This window comes from Pseudomonas sp. BC42 (genome assembly GCF_021560055.1).
In the GTDB taxonomy this organism is placed as follows: Bacteria; Pseudomonadota; Gammaproteobacteria; order Pseudomonadales; family Pseudomonadaceae; genus Aquipseudomonas.
In genome coordinates this window covers 4205444-4219644 of the sequence record NZ_CP091067.1, presented here as the reverse complement: position 1 = coordinate 4219644, position 14201 = coordinate 4205444, and the positions used below count along the sequence as shown (strand labels likewise).

Genomic DNA, 14201 nt, shown 5'->3' with positions numbered 1-14201 from the left:
TTGCCTAAGCCGTTTGCCGACGCATGGCCAGGATGGTGGTGCCGAAGAAGATGAAGGTCGAACCCACCACGCGATTGACCCACTTGGACAGGGCCGGCCGGGTCAGCACGCCCTTGGCTCGAGACGCGAGCACGGCGTAGACGCTGAGAGAGATCAGCGACAGGGCCATGAAGATCAGGGTCAGGATGAAGAACTGCGGCAACAGCGCGGCGTGCTGATCGATGAACTGCGGGAACAGCGCGGTGAAGAAGATCGTCGCCTTGGGGTTGGTGGCGGCGGTCAGGAAGGCCGACTTGAACAGCTTGAGGCGGGGTGGCGGGGCGAGCTTGCCGTCGCCAGCGCTGCTTGCGCTCAGCAGCTGGCTTTTGCTGAACAGCTGCTTGGCACCGAGGTAGAACAGATAGCCGGCGCCGACGATTTTCACCGCATTGAAGACCCACTCGGAACTGGCGATCAGCGCGCCGAGGCCAAGCATGGCAGCGGCGGACATGCAGAACAGCCCGCTGATATTGCCCAGGGATGACCAGAGGGTGGACTTGGCGCCGTAGGCCACGCTGTTGTGCAGCGCCACCAGGGTGGCGGGGCCGGGGCTGGCAATGGCGATTGCCGCCACCAGGGTGTAGGTCAGTATCGAGTGAGCATCCATGGAACGGACTCGTCTTGCAGAAAAAGGGGGCTTGATTCTATCGGGGTGGTGGCGAGCTGTAAGCCAAAAAAACAGGGTTTTGCGATCTTCGCTCGCGATCGGCTGGGCAGTTGTGGCGGCGCGTCCGGGCCGATTGTCAATCATTGCTGCAATCGATAGTTATCATCAAAAAGTGCAGGTTCCGTTTTTCTGGCAAAGGAGGAAGATAGCGCTTACACCGTGCTTGCTGCAGAAGGAAATACCCGATGAGAATCTCGACTTTAGTGACCCTTGTGGTGCTTTTGATCGCGGGAACCGGGGCTTCTGCGGCCAGCCAGGGCGCTGACGACGCCTCCTGCCACTTCCTGCCCATGGCCGACAGCGGGGCCGATCTGCGGCACGCCCAGTCGGTCGGGGTGCTGTACAGCGAAAACACCCTCAATACCCTGGAATACCTGGAGCACTACCACTCGGTGGCGCTGAATGGGGCGAAAAATGCCGGGCTCGACCCGCGCATCAGTGCCGCCTTTGTCGACAGCTCCGATCCGCAACGGGCGATCAACTGGTTGATGGCGTCGTTGCAGAAACACTTCGCCAGCGTGACGCTGTATGACAGCCTCGATGCGCTGGTCCAGGCTCGCCCCGATGCGGTGGTGATGCTCGACACCTACAACCAGCTGGTGACCAAGGGCAACAGCAAGGTGGAAGCGCGGTTTATCGCCAAGTTCTATGACGCCAACCTGCAATACATCGGGCAGGCCGAAGGCATCCAGGCCAAGGTGCTGCCGTCGGTCTGGGTTCGCGGCAAGGCGGCGCCGGAGATTGCCGCGCAGATCAATCAGCAGACCGAACTGCAGGTCGACGCGCTGAAGCAATTCGATGCATCGCTCAAGGCCCTGGTGAGCCAGGGGGAAGCCGGTCAGGTGGCGACCAATCGCTAGCCAGGTGCTTGTCGCCAGCTAAAACGCCCCGATTGATCGGGGCGTTTGCATTTTGGGGCCGGTGTGAGCGCGGTCGACGGCCAGTGTCTGCCGGCCGGGCGCCGCGCCCGAGGCCTCAGGGCGCGCCGAACATCGCGGTCCAGTAGATCCCGGCGTCGCTTTTCGGGTCCACCGCGTAGGCCGCGCCCAGTTCGCGGTAGGCCGGGTTCATCAGGTTGGCGCAATGCCCGGGGCTGGCCAGCCAGCCGTCCAGCACCTTGCGCACCGTGTCCTGGCCGGCGGCGATGTTCTCGCCCACCTGCTGGCCGGCATAGCCTGCCAGTTCTGCGCGGTCGCCCGGGGTGCGGCCGTCGTGGTCCTTGTGGTCGAAGTAGTTCTGGTTGGCCATGGCCCGGCTGTGGGCTTCGGCGGTGCTGCCCAGGGTGGCGTTCCAGGCCAGCGGCGCGGTTGCGGTGAAGTGCTGCTCGCCGCATTGCCGCGGCTGGCTGCGGGCCGTGTTGATCTGGGCCAGCAATTGCTGGCCTTCGGCTTGCCAGTCCCCGAGACGCGCGGACAGCAGCGGCCGGGCAAGCACGATGCGCCACTGGTTGGCCTGGCGATTGACGCCGATGTCGACGAACTGCGGGTCCAGCACTACCTGGCAGAAGCTCTCGCGCACCGCCTGCATCGCCGCCTGGGCGTTTCGTGGTCCGGAGAGGCTGATGGCCTGCACGTTGACCATGGGGTAGGCCGCCCGTGCCAGGGCCTGCTGCAGGTCGCCGACATTTTCCACCGGCAGGATCAACCGCGGGTCGCCGGTCAGTGGCGGCAGCTCCGAGGAGGCCTGGTTGGCGCAGCGTTGTGGCTGGCTGCGGTAGGCGTTGATCGACTCGATCAGTTGCGACTGGTCGTCGGCGGCGGCGCCAGTGGCCGCCAGCACGCCCAACGACAGGACGGCGGCGGGCAAGAGCAATGAGCGCATGGGCATGCAAGTCTCCCGGAAAATGGACAGCGCCCATGATGCACCCGGCGCCGGGGCATTTCATCCGCCGGTGGATGAAATCGGTGTTAGCCGGGGGGCCTCAATGGAAGTCGTAGTACAGCGCCCATTCGCCGCTGCCGGGGTGCTTCCAGAACATCAGGCTGCCGCTGTCCACCACGTTGAGGTTGATCTTGGCGTCGGAGGAAATCTGCATCACGAACCCGAAACCGTCCCCGGCATCGATCCCCGACTGGCAGAACGATGGGTAGCCCCCGAGCTTGTGCTGATAGCAATGGCTCACCAAGTCGTAGTAGCACTCGATCTGCCCGGAACGCTCCAGTTCGAGGATTTCCCGCTCCAGGTCTTCCGGCACGCCACCGCCGTCCCACAGCGGATAGTCCTCGGGCACGGCCTGGGCCTTGACCGGGAAGGGTTTGAGAAAGGCTCCCGGGGCCGACAGCTCCTTGCGCACCAGGACATCCTCGGCACGGTATTCGCGAATCAGCCAGCGCTCGCCCATGGGTTCTAGGGGCTCGGGGAAGGGGTTGGCGACGAACACCGTGAGCACCCGCACGCCGTCCAGCAGCGGGCTGTGCCAGGGCAGGGCCGGCAGATAGAACTGGGCGAACGGCAGCAGGGTTTCTCCGGCACTGTTGCGCGGCAGCTCTTCATCCTCGCGAAACAGAAAGACCCGGCCCAGCCAGCTTTCCTCGTCGCTGTGGGTCGGGCGAAAGCCGCCGGGGATCAATTGCAGTGCCGGCTTGGCCAACTGGCGCTGGATTTCCTGAATGTCCATGGTCAGGGCTGATTTCCTGTCAGGGGAAGGGGGCGGGCAATGTAACAAAGGTTGCGGGGAGGCAGTAGCTCGGTGTGTTCAGCGCAGTTGTCGCGGCGTGGCGTTGAGCAGCTTGCGCATCAGCCGGCGCAGGGCGGTGGCGTCCTGATAGCCCACCTGTTCGGCGACGCTTTCCACCGAGTACTTGCTGTTCTGCAGCAGCGCCCGGGCGCGGTTCAATTGCACGCGCTGGATCAAGCGCAAGCTGCTGTGGCCGGTGGCCTTGCGCACCTGACGGCCCAGGGTGCGTTCGGACATGCCGAACTGCGCCGCCAGTTCGCCGACGCTGGGCAGCCTGGGCAGACAGGATTCGATATGGGCGGTGAGACGAGCGATCAGGGCGTTGCCCTGAGCCATCATCGCCGGGACCGGACAAGGCGCTTGCAACTGGCGCCGATCAATCAGCAGCACCTGTCCCACGGCGTCCGCCAGGGCCGGGGAGAAGCGCCTGCGCAACAAGTGCAACATCAGGTCGGACTGGCCGATGGCTGCACCGGCGGTGGTCAGCGGCGGATCGACGATGACCATCTGATCCGGGTCCACGCGGCAGTCGGCGACCCACTCCTGCAGCAGCGGCGCCAGCCACCAGGAGGTGGTCACCCGGCGCCCGTGCAACAGCCCGGCGGCTTGCAGCAGGAACACCGCGGAACAGGAGGCCGCGACTTCCGCACCGCTGTGCACGTGTTGGCGCAGGGCCTGGAGCACGGGGGCCACCTCCGCATGCTGCAGGCGCTGGGCGATGGCCTCCGGGGTGTCGAGGCCCAGCCCCGGCAGAATCCAGCAGGAGCGGTCGTCGGCCGTGGCGTCCAGGGCCTCGACGTCCAGCAGCAAGCCTTGCCCCAGGCGCACCTGGCCTGCCTGCAGTGCACAGACCCGCCAGCGCGGCGCGCCCAATCCCAGGCGCGGAGCCAGCAGGGCGGCGCAGGACAGCATGTCCAAGGTCAGGGCGACGCTGGAGGCAAAGGCACCGGGAAGCAGCAGGACAGTGAAATCGTTCATTGGCCGATTATGCACGAAAGATGTCGAATCGGTCGCTGTTGGCCAAGCCGGGCAGGGGGCTCAATAGCGGCTCATTTTTTCTTCGAGTGGTGATAGCGATGCCCAACATCCTGATCAAGATTCCCCAGGGCGCCTTCAATGCCCAGCAGCGCGAGCGGATCCTGCATGAGGTGACGCAAGTGGCGCTGGACGTCGAGCAGATCGGCGAGGACCCGCGTCAGCGGGCTTTGTGCTGGGTCTTGCTGGAGGAGCTGGCCCCGGGCACCTGGCGTTGTGGCGGCGCCGATCTCGGGGCCCAGGCGCTGCCTTGCCTGATTCAGGTCAAGGTGCCCGTCGGCGTGCTCGATAGCGCCCGGCGCCAGGCCTATGTCGCCGGCTTGCATCAGGCCCTGGCGGCGTGCCGGTCGGCAGAGGACGGGCGGGTGCTGATGACCTCGATCCTGTTGGACGAGGTGCCCGATGGCACCTGGGGCGCCAACGGTACCTTGTGGCATCTGGCGGATTTCACCCGGGCGGCGGGGTACCGGCACCTGTCCCCGGGCAACGGCCAGTAGTTCAGGTTCCCGGTCTCAGGCGTCGCGGCCGTGGGCCGCCGCCGCGAGCTGCGAGGTATCGACCCTGACGAAGATCGAATCGCCGATGGCGGTCAGCACATCGTCGGCGTACACCTCGCAGATCACCCGGCTCTTGCGGCCCACCTCGCCGTCGACCCGGGCCCGCAGGGTCAGCGGCACGCCCATGGGCGTGGGCTTGATGAACTTGATGCCCAGGTTGCCGGTCACGCAGTCGATGCGTGGCAGGCTGCCCGGTTCACGCTGCTCTTGGCGGTAGTGATAGGCCATGGCGGTCCAGTTGGAATGGCAGTCCACCAGCATGGCGATCAGACCGCCATAGACCAGGTCCGGCCAGCCGCAGTACTGGGATTGCGGCAGGTGCTCGGCGATCACATGCACGCCGTCTGCGTGCCAGTGGCTCTTGATGTGCAGGCCGTGGTGGTTGCGGCTGCCGCAGCCGAAGCACACGCCCTCGGGGGCGGTGGTGTCTTGCAGGGATGTCTCGTGCATGGTTGTTCTTCTTGTCCTTGACGATGGTCTGGCAGGTGGTGCGGGGGCTCATGATGCCCGCCCCATCGCTGCTCGCCAAGGCGCAGCGCAGTGCTGTGGCGCGCTGATCGGCCAGCGTCGTTGTGACGCATTGATTGCGGCGGGTGTCGTAGTGGGTCGCGGTTTGTCCGGGGCCCAGGGCAGCCGCTCCGGCCAAGACAGGCTGATGCCGTAATGATATTCTTGCGCTGAATCGGTTCATCGTTTGTGCGGAAATACCTCCCCCATGCTTTGCTTCAAGTGGCCTGATCGGGTCCTTGCAAGCGGGCGGGAGTGTCCGGGCAAACCTGCCGAATGCAATGTCAGGCAGTGTTCGTTTACCTCCTTTGGTTGAACCCGACCCTTCTTTTCCTGCTGGCCCCGTGTGACGGGCGCCGGCATTGTGCGTCGTGCCGAGGCCGGTGCCGGTGAAAGGAGTGGGGCTTCGCAGCCGGCAGGCGATGTCCCGTGATGTGTCCTGAGAAACAAGTGTCACTCAAGTAGCTGAAGCCAAAAACGACAAGAAGTCAGCGCCCGAGCGATATAAAACTGAGGTCGAGCCAGTCTCGTCGGCCTTGTGTGCCCACCCTCCAGTTCTTTATGAATGCGTGTGTCCAGGGCCTGCGAAATGCCTGTTTCGCCAGGTGCCGAGTGCGCAGGATCGAGGATGGGGCGGCGGATGGCGTTCTATCGTAGGTACTACAGAATGTTGAAGAAAGTGAACACGGCCCTGATCGGGCTGGCGATGTCGATAGGCCTCACGACCGCGCACGCGGCTGAGCCGAAGAAAGTGGATGTGCTGCTGATCGGTGGTGGCATCATGAGTTCGACCCTTGGGGTCTGGCTCAATGAGCTGCAGCCGGATTGGTCGATGGAGATGGTCGAGCGCCTGGATGGCGTGGCTGAAGAAAGCTCCAACGGCTGGAACAACGCCGGTACGGGTCACTCCGCTTTGGCCGAGCTGAACTACACCCCGGAAGGCAAGGACGGCAAGATCGAGATCGCCAAGGCCATCGAGATCAACGAAGCGTTCCAGATTTCCCGGCAGTTCTGGTCCTGGCAGGTCAAGAACGGCGTGCTGAAGAACCCGCGTTCGTTCATCAACTCCACGCCGCACATGAGCTTTGTCTGGGGCGATGACAACATCAAGTTCCTCAAGGCTCGCTACGAGGCCCTGCAGGCCAGCCCGCTGTTCAGCGGCATGCAGTACTCCGAAGACGCCGAGCAGATCAAGAAGTGGGTGCCACTGATGATGGAAGGTCGTGATCCGGCGCAGAAGATCGCTGCGACCTGGACCCCGATCGGCACCGACGTCAACTTCGGCGAGATCACTCGCCAGTTCGTTGCCCACCTGCAGGCCCAGCCGAACTTTGCCCTCAAGCTGTCCAGCGAAGTGCAGGACATCGAGCGCAATGAAGACGGCTCGTGGCGCGTGACCTACAAGAACCTCAAGGACGGTTCGAAAACCGAGACCGACGCCAAGTTCGTGTTCATCGGTGCCGGCGGCGGTGCCCTGCACCTGCTGCAGAAGTCGGGCATTCCTGAAGCCAACGAATACGCCGGCTTCCCGGTGGGTGGCTCGTTCCTGGTGACCGACAACGCCACGGTGGCCGAGCAGCATCTGGCCAAGGCCTACGGCAAGGCTTCGGTGGGCGCACCGCCGATGTCGGTTCCGCACCTGGACACCCGCGTGCTGGACGGCAAGCGAGTGATCCTGTTTGGCCCATTCGCCACCTTCTCCACCAAGTTCCTCAAGGAAGGTTCGTACTTCGACCTGCTGACCAGCACCACCACCCACAACTTCTGGCCGATGACCAAAGTCGGCATCGAACAGTACCCGTTGGTGGAATACCTGGCCGGCCAGCTGATGCTCTCGGATGACGACCGCTTCAACGCCCTGAAGGAATACTTCCCCAACGCCAAGAAAGAAGACTGGCGCCTGTGGCAGGCCGGTCAGCGCGTGCAGATCATCAAGCGTGACGAAGAGAAGGGCGGCGTGCTGAAACTGGGCACCGAGATCGTCGCTTCCCAGGACGGCAGCATCGCCGGCCTGCTGGGCGCCTCCCCAGGTGCCTCGACCGCCGCGCCGATCATGCTCAGCGTGCTGCAGAAAGTCTTCAAGGACCAGGTCGCGACGCCAGCCTGGCAAGAGAAGCTGAAGCAGATCGTACCGAGCTACGGCACCGCCCTGAACGACAGCCCCGAGCGTGTGGCCAAAGAGTGGGCCTACACCGCCGAAGTGCTGCAACTGACCCCGCCACCTGCGGTGAAAGGTGCAGCGCCTCAGGCTCCGGCCAGCATGGCCAAGCCCGAGAGCAACCCAGCGGCCGACATGGCGCTGTAAGCCTCGGCCCCGCCCGCGTTCGTCGGGCGGGGCACTGCGGCGGCCAGCGTGCCGCCGTCTCCTGTGCCGGTTGCGCCGCCCCCCAAGAGGGGCGCGCAACCTGCCGGCCCGGCCGGCATCCGCAGCGTCCTCAATCCATTGCCTGCCTGTTCGACGACCCCGCGTGCCCGCCGCACCGGCGTGGCTGTGCGCCTGAGCGGCCCGCAGCGGGTTATCATGGCGCCGCCCGCCATGCCCGGGCATGCCCCCATCCTCGGAGTCACCGCCTCGATGTCCAGCATCACCCTGTTCCAAGCCCCGCCGCCCGAAGCCATCCAGAGCCAGATCCAGCAGATGGTGGTGGACTACATCAGCGACATCAGCGCGGTGGCCATCGCCCCCAGCAACCCGCTGTACAACCTGTACCAGTACGGCGTTGGCTACGAGGTGCACCTGTACCTGCAGGCCATGGACGGCTCCCGGGGGATCGCGGTAGAGCTGGTGGTGGCCACCGACACTCAGGCCCCTGAAAAGGTACTGGGTTTCACCCTGTACCTGCCGCTCAAGGACGACCCCCGGGCCTGTGCCGTGGCCTACATGGCGGTGCTGCAAAGCCATCGGCGCCAGGGCATTGCCCGGCAGATGCTGGAGGCCATGCGCGCGCGTTACCCCCATGCCGAGCTGGCCTGCCACGTGGCCAAAGTGGCGTGCTTCGAGGCCCTGGGCTTTCAACTGCTGAGTGCTCGCGGCCCGCAGGTGCTGATGAATACCCAAGACCATGGCAGCGACGGCCTGCTGGCGGTGCTGGACGTGGCGCCGATCTACCAATCGCTGGAAGTGCGGCAGATCCACACCTACCTGCTGGCCCAGCACGGGCGCAAGGCCATGCTGGAAGCGGAGAAAAAGCGCGACCGGCATCTGGACCAGATGACCCGGCAAGCCCAGGCGCTGGTACGCGAGCGCTTGGGCGAGGCCGCGCTGTACAACGCACGGCCGCCTCAACTGATTCCCTGATCGCGCCCGCTTGTGTTCGGCAGAGGGCTTGGCTAATCTCGCAAAAACACGCAAAAGCGGGCAATAACATGCAAGGTCAGCAGCATCATGCCGAACTGCCTTCGGTGCGCCGGCAGAAAATCCTCCTGCTCCTGGAGCGCGACGGCAAGGTCCTGGCCGCCGAGCTGAGCCGGCACTTCGCGGTGTCCGAAGACACCATCCGCCGCGATCTTGCCGAGCTGGATGCGGCCGGCCTGGTGCAGCGGGTCCACGGCGGCGCGCTGCCGCGGCCCAAGGACAGCGGCAAGGACTACTTCACGCGGGTCGGCGAAACCAGCGAGGCGAAACTGCGTCTGGCGCAGTTTGCCGTGCAATGGGTGAAAGACGGCCAGACGGTGCTGTTCGATTCCGGTTCCACCACCTTGCACATCGCCCAGTCCCTGCCGGCCGACATCCGCCTGACCGCGGTCACTGCTTCGCCAATGATTGCCGTGGCCCTGGCCGAATACCCCGGGGTCAAGGTGATTCTCGTGGGCGGCCAGCTCAACCCGGCCACCCTGTCCGCCAGCGGTCATGAAGCACTGCGGATGATCCAGGGGATCAAGGCCGACCTGATGTTCACCGGGGTCTGTGCGATTCACCCGGAGATCGGTATCAGCTCCCTGCATTTCGATGAAGTGCCGATCAAGCAGGCGATGTTCGACAGCGCCGCCGAAGTCATCGCCGTGACCACCGCCGACAAGCTGGGCGCCATGGAGCCCTTTGTGGTGGTGCCGTGCCAGCGCTTGCAGCGGCTGGTCACCGAGCAGGAAGTGCCTGAGGCGGATATCCAGGGCTATCGGCAGCTGGGGATCGAGGTGCTGCTGGCCTGACCCGTTCCAGGGTGGCCGGCAACAGGGCAGGCAGGGCGGCGCGGGCCTGTTCGCGGCATGCAGCAATGGCCGGGGCGTGGTCGGTCCCCGTGCTAGTTCCTGGCTCGCGGCCGGATGTGCTCTGCGGCCATCCACTGCACCATCTGCCGCAGGCGGCGGCTGAAACCGGCACTGGCGGCGGCCCCGGCTTCGGCGGTCTGGCGGAACTCGGCAATGGGCGCGGCCATGTCGGGGTAACGCTGCACGAACAACCGCACATGTTCATCCAGGCTGTGAGGCCAGCTCGGCTCCTGTTCTGCGCGCAACAGGTGGGTGGCGCGAATCAGTTTGCGGGATGCCTCGCGTTGCAGGCGCAGGATTTGCGCGGGCTGGCGCTCGCCCTCGATGCGCTCGGCGTAGTCGTCGAGCACCCTCTGGAAGTCGCCGTTCACTGCCAGGGCAATCTCCCGGCTGGGCCTGAAGGGCGCAAAGCGCCGGCGCAGGTCCTCGCCGGACAGGCAGCGGCAATGATGCTTGAGCCAATAGCCCCAGCTGTCGAGGTTTTCCGCGGCCAGGACCTGGGCCAGGTGGCCGATGTCGAAGTCGATCTTCGACACCCGCGGGTGCCGCGCTTGCAGCGCCTGGCGCAGCTGCTCCAGGTGGCGCAGCTGCTGCGGGGTGGCGGGGTGTTGCAGGATGAGGCACAGGTCCAGGTCGGAAACCCCGGGCCTGGCTGTGCCCCGGGCGACGCTGCCATACAGGTAGAGGCTGTGCAGCGGCGGGTTGGCCGGGGTGTGCAAGCTGGCGCAGAGGTCGTCGAGCACACCGAGGTATTCGGGCTGCAGAGGGGGTTCGGCAGGGAGGGTGATCAAGCCATCGGCATCGACGCCGAATGCGCTGCAAGATTGCATGGGGTGGCCCGTGATTCGAATGCAGCGGCCACCTTAGCAGAGTCTCCACAGGCCGCCAGGGGCGCTGTGGAGGTTCAACACTGCGTCAGTTCTTGAATGCCGAGTGCTTGCGGCCCTGGTCGCACAGGGCAAACACCACCACCAGCACGGCGGCAACCGCGAGGATGATCACCACGCCGTCGGTGGAGTGGGTGGCCGAGGCGGTGACCAGGGACAGAGCCCCCAGCGGCGCCAGGCCGCCGGCAATCGCGGTGCCGATTTCGCGCCCGGTGCCAAAGCCCGAGGAGCGGGTGGCAGTCGGGAACTGGCGGCTGAGGAACGAGCCCTGGGGCGCGAACATCATCGGCGCCAGGATGCCGGTGCCGACGCCGATGGCGATGTAGATCATCAGGCTTTCACCGGTGTTGAGCAGGGCCAGGAACGGGTAGGCGAACAGCACCGAGAACACCCCGCCGAGGATCAGCACCGCCTTGCTGCTCCACTTGTCGCACAGCCAGCCGAAGAACGGCACGGCGACGATGGCGATCAGGCTGGCGATGGTCACCGACAGCGAGGTGACATGCACATCGACGTTCTTGTACTGGGTCAGGTAGGCCAGGGAGAAGGTCTTGAAGATGTAGCTCAGGGCGTTGTAGCCAATGGCGACGAAGAACACCACTGCCAGGCCCTTGAGGTCGTTCTTGAACAGCGCCTTGAGCGGCGAGGGCTTGGCCTTCTGGCTTTCCTTGCTCAGTTCCTTGAACTCCGGGGTTTCCGGAATGCTGTTGCGCACCCACAGGCCCACCGCCACCAGGACGATGCTGCAGACGAACGGAATGCGCCAGCCGCCGGCCAGCAGGAACTCGTTGCCGTTGATGGTCAGCAGGTAGATGGTCAGCGACGACAGCAGCAGGCCCAGGTTCAGCCCCAGTGCCGGCCAGGCGCCCTGGCTGCCGCGCTTGCCTTCGCTGGCGTGTTCATAGGAGGTAACCGCCGCGCCGGACAGTTCGGCACCGGCGCCCAGGCCCTGGATGATGCGGATCGCCACCAGCAGGATCGGCGCCCAGATGCCGATCGAGGCGTAGCTGGGAATCAGGCCGATCAGCGCGGTGCACACGCCCATCAGGCAGAAGGTCAGCACCAGCACCTGCTTGCGGCCGAACTTGTCCCCCAGGTAGCCGAACAGGATGCCGCCGAAGGGCCGGGCGATAAAACCGATGGCAAAGGTCGAGAAGGCCATCAGCGTGGCGCTTTTCGGGTTGCTGTTATCGAAGAAGATCTTCGAGAAGACGATGGCCGCCATGGTCGCGTAGAGGTAGAAGTCGTACCACTCCAGCATCGAGCCGAAGATGGTGGCCGCCGCGACCTTGCGCAGGCGTTTCTGGGTCTGTTGTGGGGTTTCCGCTGCAGTACTGCTGGTTTCAACTGCGCTCATTTCCGTACTTCCTCATGAATCATTGTATTTATTGTCGAGTTGACGCGAGCCTTGCGCGACGCGCCCCAAGGGCGGCCGCGGGCTGTTTCGGCGACACGTGACGCGCTGGGCAGGGCCTGGGCGCTGCACCGCAAAGGCGTGACGCGCTGTGTTTCAGGTGGCCTGGAAAATCCGGTCGGCAATCATCGAACCAATGGGAATCGCCGAGGTGGCGGCGGGCGAGGGCGCGTTGCACACGTGCAACATGCGCGGGGTTTCGGCGAACAGGAAGTCGTGCACCAGGCTGCCGTCACGCATCACCGCCTGGGCGCGGATCCCCGCTTCATAGGGCAGCAGGTCCTCCACTTGCAGGGACGGGCAGTACTTGCGGCACTGCTCCAGGTAACCGGACTTGAACAGCGAGTTCTTCATTTCGGTGGTGCCGGAGCCCAGATTCTGCCAGATGGTTTTCCAGAACCCGGGGAAGCTGGCGTACTGCGCCACGTCGCGCCAGTTGATGGAGAACTTCCGGTAGTTCTCCCGGCCCAGGCCCAGTACCGCGTTGGGGCCGACGGTGACACTGCCATCGATCATGCGGGTCAGGTGCACGCCGAGGAACGGCAGCTCCGGGTCGGGAATCGGGTAGATCAGGTGATTGACGATGTTGTTCTTCGCCGCCGGCAGGCGGAAGTACTCGCCACGGAAGGGGATGATCTGGTGGTCGATCTTCACCCCGGCCATCACCGCCAGGCGGTCCGATTGCAGGCCGGCGCAGGCCACCAGCTTCTTCGCCCGCCAACTGCCGCCGTGGCTGCTGACGGTGACGCTGTCGGCGCTTTCCTGGATCGCGGTGACGGTCTGGCTGAGGCAAATCTCGCCGCCCTCGCGGCGGATCACCCGGGCCATGGTTTCGCAGACTTCGCGGTAGTCGACGATGCCGGTGGCGTCGAGGAACAGCCCGCCGAGGCCGACGATGTTCGGTTCGCGCTGGCGCAGTTGCTCGGCATCCAGGCGCTCGACCTTCAGGCCGTTCTGTTGCGAGCGCTGGTACAGGGCCTCCATGCGTTCCATCTCCAGGGCATTGGACGCCACCAGCACCTTGCCGCAGACCTCGAACTTGATCCCGTGCTCGCGGCAGAACTGCTTGGTGGCCTCGGCCCCGCGCTTGCACAGGTCGGCCTTGAGGCTGCCCGGCGCGTAGTAGATGCCGGCGTGGATCACCCCGCTGTTGTGCCCGGTCTGGTGCTTGGCCAGGACGTTCTCCTTTTCCAGGATCACCAGCGAAGCGCCGGGCTGGCGCTTGAGGATCTCCATGGCCGTGGCCAGGCCGACGATGCCGCCGCCGATGATGCAAAAGTCGTAAGTCATTGTTCTTGGATACCTTGGCTCTAATCTGTTTTGGTCTGGTTATCAGGTTGTCAGACTAACTAATCCGACAAAACCTCGCGGCGCGACGCTTGAAGCCTCAAGCGTGCCGCTGTGCTTAATCCGTAGTGGGCAACTCCAGGCCGAGGCGCTTGGCCGCGGCGCGCAAGTGGGCGTCGGCGCAACCGGCCGCGGCCTGGCGGTCACCGGCGGCAATCGCCTGGTACAGCGCCTGGTGTTCCTGGGTGGCATCGGCGGAACCGCCGACCTGGCGCCGCGCCGAGTTCTCCCAGGCGGCCTTGCGGGCACTGGTCAGCTGGCTGCGCAGAAAATCATGGAAGGCCACGAAGTAGTCGTTCTTGCTGGCCTCGGCGATGGCCCGGTGGAACTCCACGTCGGCCAACCCTGCGGCTTCGAAATCACTGCGCTTGTCGTGCATTTCCTGCAGCGCCTGCTGCATCCGTTGCAGGTCGGTGGCGTCCCGGCGCTGGGCGGCGATCGACGCCGCCTGGGTTTCGATCCACAGGCGCATCTCGAACATCTGCGCCAGGTCCGGCAAGCGCCCGTTGCCCTGGGGGAAACGGAACACGGTGCCGGCCGGGGTCTTGGAAATATACGAACCCAGGCCACGCCGGGCGATCAGCACGCCGTCGGCCTTGAGCTGGGCGATGGCTTCGCGAATCACCGAACGGCTGACGTTCAACTGCTCGGCCAACTGCTGCTCGGTCGGCAGGCGCGATTCGGGCGCCAGGCGGCCGGAGTCGATCTCGCTGCGGATCGCATTGACCACGCGGACAACGAGGGAGTCAGGTCGCTGGAGTTCGAGCATGGGAAGGAAAAACCGTGGCAGTCAGGTTGTCAGACAATAGCCGTTGAGATTTTTCACTGTCAAGAAAAAACCACGCTGCGAGGGTGGGGCCGC

At 64.9% G+C, this 14201-nt stretch carries 14 protein-coding genes; 5 read left to right on the top strand and 9 right to left on the bottom strand.

Going from position 1 to position 14201, the window contains the following annotated elements:
- Positions 1–4: 4 nt before the first annotated feature.
- Positions 5–646, bottom strand: a complete 642-nt coding sequence (locus L1O02_RS18800; RefSeq protein ID WP_060838736.1) for a LysE family translocator — start codon at positions 644–646, stop codon at positions 5–7.
- Positions 647–891: 245 nt separating this feature from the next.
- Between L1O02_RS18800 and L1O02_RS18795 the strand changes: the two genes are divergently transcribed.
- A complete protein-coding gene (locus L1O02_RS18795; protein WP_060838737.1) occupies positions 892–1566 on the top strand; it encodes a hypothetical protein in 675 nt (224 codons plus the stop codon).
- 115 nt (positions 1567–1681) lie between these two features.
- Here L1O02_RS18795 and L1O02_RS18790 read toward each other — a convergent pair whose 3' ends face one another.
- From L1O02_RS18790 to L1O02_RS18780, 3 genes are all read right to left on the bottom strand, one after another.
- Positions 1682–2533, bottom strand: a complete 852-nt coding sequence (locus tag L1O02_RS18790; RefSeq protein ID WP_060838738.1) for a CAP domain-containing protein — start codon at positions 2531–2533, stop codon at positions 1682–1684.
- 94 nt (positions 2534–2627) lie between these two features.
- Positions 2628–3323, bottom strand: a complete 696-nt coding sequence (locus tag L1O02_RS18785) for a DUF1963 domain-containing protein (protein ID WP_235758460.1) — start codon at positions 3321–3323, stop codon at positions 2628–2630.
- 78 nt (positions 3324–3401) lie between these two features.
- Positions 3402–4361: a helix-turn-helix domain-containing protein gene (locus L1O02_RS18780; RefSeq protein WP_060838740.1), complete on the bottom strand. Its 960-nt coding sequence runs from the start codon at positions 4359–4361 to the stop codon at positions 3402–3404.
- Positions 4362–4459: 98 nt separating this feature from the next.
- On the opposite strand from L1O02_RS18780, the gene L1O02_RS18775 reads away from it, so the two are divergent.
- On the top strand, positions 4460–4915 hold the full coding sequence (locus L1O02_RS18775; RefSeq protein WP_181321548.1) for a tautomerase family protein: 456 nt from the start codon (positions 4460–4462) through the stop codon (positions 4913–4915).
- Between the two features lie 15 nt (positions 4916–4930).
- On the opposite strand, the gene L1O02_RS18770 is transcribed toward L1O02_RS18775, so the two are convergent.
- The gene (locus L1O02_RS18770; protein WP_060843236.1) at positions 4931–5425 is read right to left on the bottom strand and encodes a PaaI family thioesterase; all 495 of its coding nucleotides are present in this window, start codon (positions 5423–5425) and stop codon (positions 4931–4933) included.
- A 724-nt stretch (positions 5426–6149) separates the two neighbouring features.
- On the opposite strand from L1O02_RS18770, the gene mqo reads away from it, so the two are divergent.
- The 3 genes from mqo (at position 6150) to L1O02_RS18755 (ending at position 9631) form a co-directional block, all read left to right on the top strand.
- Positions 6150–7787 carry a malate dehydrogenase (quinone) gene (gene mqo / locus L1O02_RS18765; protein ID WP_060838743.1) on the top strand — a complete coding sequence of 546 codons (1638 nt, stop codon included), beginning with the start codon at positions 6150–6152 and terminating at the stop codon, positions 7785–7787.
- A gap of 270 nt (positions 7788–8057) precedes the next feature.
- Positions 8058–8780 (top strand): GNAT family N-acetyltransferase, encoded by a 723-nt coding sequence (locus L1O02_RS18760; RefSeq protein WP_235760259.1) that lies wholly within the window; start codon positions 8058–8060, stop codon positions 8778–8780.
- 68 nt (positions 8781–8848) lie between these two features.
- Positions 8849–9631 (top strand): DeoR/GlpR family DNA-binding transcription regulator, encoded by a 783-nt coding sequence (locus L1O02_RS18755; protein ID WP_108542973.1) that lies wholly within the window; start codon positions 8849–8851, stop codon positions 9629–9631.
- A 92-nt stretch (positions 9632–9723) separates the two neighbouring features.
- Here the strand turns inward: L1O02_RS18755 and L1O02_RS18750 are convergent, their stop codons facing one another.
- The 4 genes from L1O02_RS18750 to L1O02_RS18735 all read right to left on the bottom strand — a co-directional run bounded on the left by L1O02_RS18750 (position 9724) and on the right by L1O02_RS18735 (position 14108).
- Positions 9724–10521 (bottom strand): nucleotidyltransferase domain-containing protein, encoded by a 798-nt coding sequence (locus L1O02_RS18750; RefSeq protein WP_108542975.1) that lies wholly within the window; start codon positions 10519–10521, stop codon positions 9724–9726.
- A gap of 85 nt (positions 10522–10606) precedes the next feature.
- Positions 10607–11935: an MFS transporter gene (locus L1O02_RS18745; protein WP_060838746.1), complete on the bottom strand. Its 1329-nt coding sequence runs from the start codon at positions 11933–11935 to the stop codon at positions 10607–10609.
- 153 nt (positions 11936–12088) lie between these two features.
- The gene (lhgO, locus tag L1O02_RS18740) at positions 12089–13282 is read right to left on the bottom strand and encodes an L-2-hydroxyglutarate oxidase (protein ID WP_060838747.1); all 1194 of its coding nucleotides are present in this window, start codon (positions 13280–13282) and stop codon (positions 12089–12091) included.
- A 115-nt stretch (positions 13283–13397) separates the two neighbouring features.
- Positions 13398–14108, bottom strand: a complete 711-nt coding sequence (locus tag L1O02_RS18735; RefSeq protein ID WP_108542977.1) for a FadR/GntR family transcriptional regulator — start codon at positions 14106–14108, stop codon at positions 13398–13400.
- Positions 14109–14201 lie beyond the last annotated feature (93 nt).

Bases quoted from the DNA above. Each gene is read 5' to 3' on its own strand.
- L1O02_RS18780 (WP_060838740.1), bottom strand. From the start codon at position 4,361: ATGAACGATTTCACTGTCCTGCTGCTTCCCGGTGCCTTTGCCTCCAGC.
- L1O02_RS18750 (WP_108542975.1), bottom strand. From the start codon at position 10,521: ATGCAATCTTGCAGCGCATTCGGCGTCGATGCCGATGGCTTGATCACC.
- L1O02_RS18785 (WP_235758460.1), bottom strand. From the start codon at position 3,323: ATGGACATTCAGGAAATCCAGCGCCAGTTGGCCAAGCCGGCACTGCAA.
- L1O02_RS18770 (WP_060843236.1), bottom strand. From the start codon at position 5,425: ATGCACGAGACATCCCTGCAAGACACCACCGCCCCCGAGGGCGTGTGC.
- lhgO (WP_060838747.1), bottom strand. From the start codon at position 13,282: ATGACTTACGACTTTTGCATCATCGGCGGCGGCATCGTCGGCCTGGCC.
- L1O02_RS18795 (WP_060838737.1), top strand. From the start codon at position 892: ATGAGAATCTCGACTTTAGTGACCCTTGTGGTGCTTTTGATCGCGGGA.
- L1O02_RS18790 (WP_060838738.1), bottom strand. From the start codon at position 2,533: ATGCCCATGCGCTCATTGCTCTTGCCCGCCGCCGTCCTGTCGTTGGGC.
- L1O02_RS18755 (WP_108542973.1), top strand. From the start codon at position 8,849: ATGCAAGGTCAGCAGCATCATGCCGAACTGCCTTCGGTGCGCCGGCAG.
- L1O02_RS18735 (WP_108542977.1), bottom strand. From the start codon at position 14,108: ATGCTCGAACTCCAGCGACCTGACTCCCTCGTTGTCCGCGTGGTCAAT.
- L1O02_RS18745 (WP_060838746.1), bottom strand. From the start codon at position 11,935: ATGAGCGCAGTTGAAACCAGCAGTACTGCAGCGGAAACCCCACAACAG.
- L1O02_RS18800 (WP_060838736.1), bottom strand. From the start codon at position 646: ATGGATGCTCACTCGATACTGACCTACACCCTGGTGGCGGCAATCGCC.
- L1O02_RS18760 (WP_235760259.1), top strand. From the start codon at position 8,058: ATGTCCAGCATCACCCTGTTCCAAGCCCCGCCGCCCGAAGCCATCCAG.
- mqo (WP_060838743.1), top strand. From the start codon at position 6,150: ATGTTGAAGAAAGTGAACACGGCCCTGATCGGGCTGGCGATGTCGATA.
- L1O02_RS18775 (WP_181321548.1), top strand. From the start codon at position 4,460: ATGCCCAACATCCTGATCAAGATTCCCCAGGGCGCCTTCAATGCCCAG.